2 protein-coding genes are annotated in these 2,845 nt (G+C 72.4%); both read left to right on the top strand.

All coding sequences use genetic code 11. The annotated features are described in order from the left end of the window. A partial coding sequence (locus IE207_RS32755) for a phosphopantetheine-binding protein (RefSeq protein ID WP_229874299.1) occupies window positions 1-892 on the top strand: 892 nt, incomplete at its 5' end. Between the two features lie 238 nt (window positions 893-1,130). Next, a partial coding sequence (locus IE207_RS32750; RefSeq protein WP_190187970.1) for a type I polyketide synthase occupies window positions 1,131-2,845 on the top strand: 1,715 nt, incomplete at its 3' end.

Genomic DNA, 2,845 nt, shown 5'->3' with positions numbered 1-2,845 from the left:
GCTGGCCGCTCACCGGCACGCGGAGGGTCTGCCGGCCACCTCGATGGCCTTCGGCCTCTGGGACGTCGACACCGGCATGGCGGCCCACCTCACCGCCACCGACCTCGACCGCATGCGACGCGCCGGTACGCCCGCCCTCTCCCGGGACGAAGGGCTCGCCCTCTTCACTCTCGCCCTGGCGTCGGGCGAAGCGGCCACCGTCCCGCTCCGGGTGGACGCCGGGGCCCTGCGGACCCGTACCGATGAACTCCCGGCTCTCCTACGGGGGATGGTGGCGCCCGCACGGAAGCGGACCGGTGCCGGCGGCGCTCCGGCCGGGGTGTCCCTGGCCGAGCGGATCGCCGGACACGACGAGGAGGAACGCACCCGGATCATCCTGGACGTCGTACGGGCCCACGCGGCGAGCGTGCTCGGACACGCGTCCGGCGATGCGATCGAACCTGATCGCGCCTTCGGCGAGTTGGGTTTCGACTCGCTCGGTTCCGTCGAACTCCGCAACCAGCTCGGCGCTGCCAGCGGCCTGCGGCTGCCCGCCACACTGATCTTCGACTACCCGAGTGCGGCGGAAGTCGCCGCCTACATGGCCCGGAAGCTGGCCCCGTCGGCTGCCGCCTCACCCCCGGCCATCGCACTGGAGGCCGACATCGAACGGTTGGAAGCCCTGCTGGCCTCCGACGCACCCGGGGTGTCGCCCGTCACCACCCCCGACCGGACGCGGCTCGCCGACCGGCTCCGCGAGCTGGCCGGCCGTCTCGACGGACAACCACCCACCTACGCCCAGGGGTATGCCACACCGGAGATCCCGGACGGTGGCGAGGACCTCGACGAGGTCACCGCGGACGAGCTGTTCGACATCCTGGACAACGAGCTCGGTACCCCCGCGACCCCCTGACCCGCCCCACCCCGGCGGGCTCGGCAGACCCCGGCCGGGGTGCGTGACAGCTGGACGACAGCGGCCACGCACCCCGGCCGTTCTGCGTGTTTCCCCTGCTCCGGCGACCCCTCTGGGCAGGGGTGGACTAAGGGTAGGCCGCCCTCTCGGCAGCTCAGTAGCGTTCGAACCGATCAACGCCGGACTGGGTAACGCGAGCGAGTCGCCACTTTTTGTCGACCAGAGGGAGTAGGTCTCGGTGAGCAACGAGGAGCGACTTCTCGAATATCTGAAGCGGGCCACCTCCGACCTGAGAGACGCCCGCCGCCGCCTGGCCGAGGCCGAGCGCCGCCCCGGCCGCCACGATGACCCGATCGCCATCGTGGGCATGGGCTGCCGCTACCCGGGCGGTGTGACCACTCCCGACGAGCTGTGGAGGCTCGTGGCGGACGGTGTGGACGCCATAGGCGCGTTTCCCACTGACCGGGGCTGGGACCCGGAGGTCTACGACCCGGAGCCCGGCACGCCCGGCAAGTCGTACGCCCGGGAAGGCGGATTCCTCTACGGGGCGGCCGAGTTCGACCCGGTCTTCTTCGGGATCAGCCCCAACGAGGCCGTCGTGACCGACCCGCAGCAGCGGCTGCTGCTGGAGGTGTCCTGGGAGGCCATCGAGCGGGCCGGTATCGACCCCACCACCCTCAAGGGCGGATCGACCGGGGTGTTCGCCGGCGTCATGTACCACGACTACGCCCTCGGCCTCGAACCCGGCAGCACCACCGCGGGCAGCGTCGTCTCGGGACGCGTGGCCTACACCCTGGGCCTGGAGGGCCCGGCGGTCAGCGTCGACACCGCTTGCTCGTCGTCCCTGGTGGCCCTGCACTTGGCGGCCCAGGCCCTGCGGTCCGGAGAGTGCGACCTGGCCCTCGCGGGCGGGGTGACGGTGATGGCGACCCCCGACATGTTCGTCTACTTCAGCACCCAGCAGGGCCTGGCCGCCGACGGCCGCTCGAAGTCCTTCGCCGCCGCTGCGGACGGCGTGGCCTGCTCTGAGGGCGCAGGGGTGCTGCTGCTGGAGCGGCTGTCCGACGCCCGGCGCAACGGGCACCCGGTGCTCGCCGTCGTCCGTGGCTCGGCGCTCAACCAGGACGGTGCCAGCAACGGCCTGACCGCCCCCAACGGGCCTGCGCAGCAGCGGGTGATCCGCAAGGCGTTGGCTGCTGCCGGACTGTCGGCGGCGGACGTCGACGCGGTCGAGGCGCACGGCACGGGTACCACCCTCGGAGACCCCATCGAGGCGCAGGCACTGCTGGAGACGTACGGGCAGGAGCGGCCGGAGGGACGGCCGCTGTGGCTGGGCTCCATCAAGTCCAACATGGGCCACAGCCAAGCGGCTGCGGGCGTCGCCGGCGTGATGAAGATGGTCATGGCGATACGGAACGGCTTCCTGCCGCCTACCTTGCACGTGGACGCGCCGTCGGACCAGGTGGACTGGGAATCCGGGAGCGTCGAGCTGCTCACCGAGGGCCGTGTGTGGGAGACGGCACCCGGCGGGGTGCGGCGGGCAGCGGTGTCCTCGTTCGGCATCAGCGGAACCAACGCCCACGTGATCATCGAGGAGCCCCCGGCCGAGGCGGAGGCGGAAGGGCCGGCTGTGCGGGCCGCGCTCCCCGTGCTGCCCTGGGTGCTGTCGGCGAAGACGCCCCGGGCGCTGGCGGCGCAGGCGGGGCGTCTGCTGGAGCGGATCTCCGCCGAACCGGACACCGACGCGTCGGACACCGGGCTCTCCCTCGCGACTTCGCGCACCGCCTTCACCCACCGGGCCGTCGTGCTCGGCGACCGCGAGAGTGCGCTCGCGGCCCTCGCGGCGGGGGAGGAACACCCGCGGGTGATCACCGGAACCCTACGGCGCGGCGGCCGGACGGCGTTCTTGTTCACGGGGCAGGGTGCGCAGCGGCTGGGGATGGGGCGGGAGTT

The sequence above is a fragment of the Streptomyces cirratus genome (genome assembly GCF_014650775.1).
Taxonomy (GTDB): Bacteria; Actinomycetota; Actinomycetes; order Streptomycetales; family Streptomycetaceae; genus Streptomyces; species Streptomyces cirratus.
Note: the sequence above shows the minus strand (reverse complement) of the source record. Positions and strands in the feature narration are given on the sequence as shown.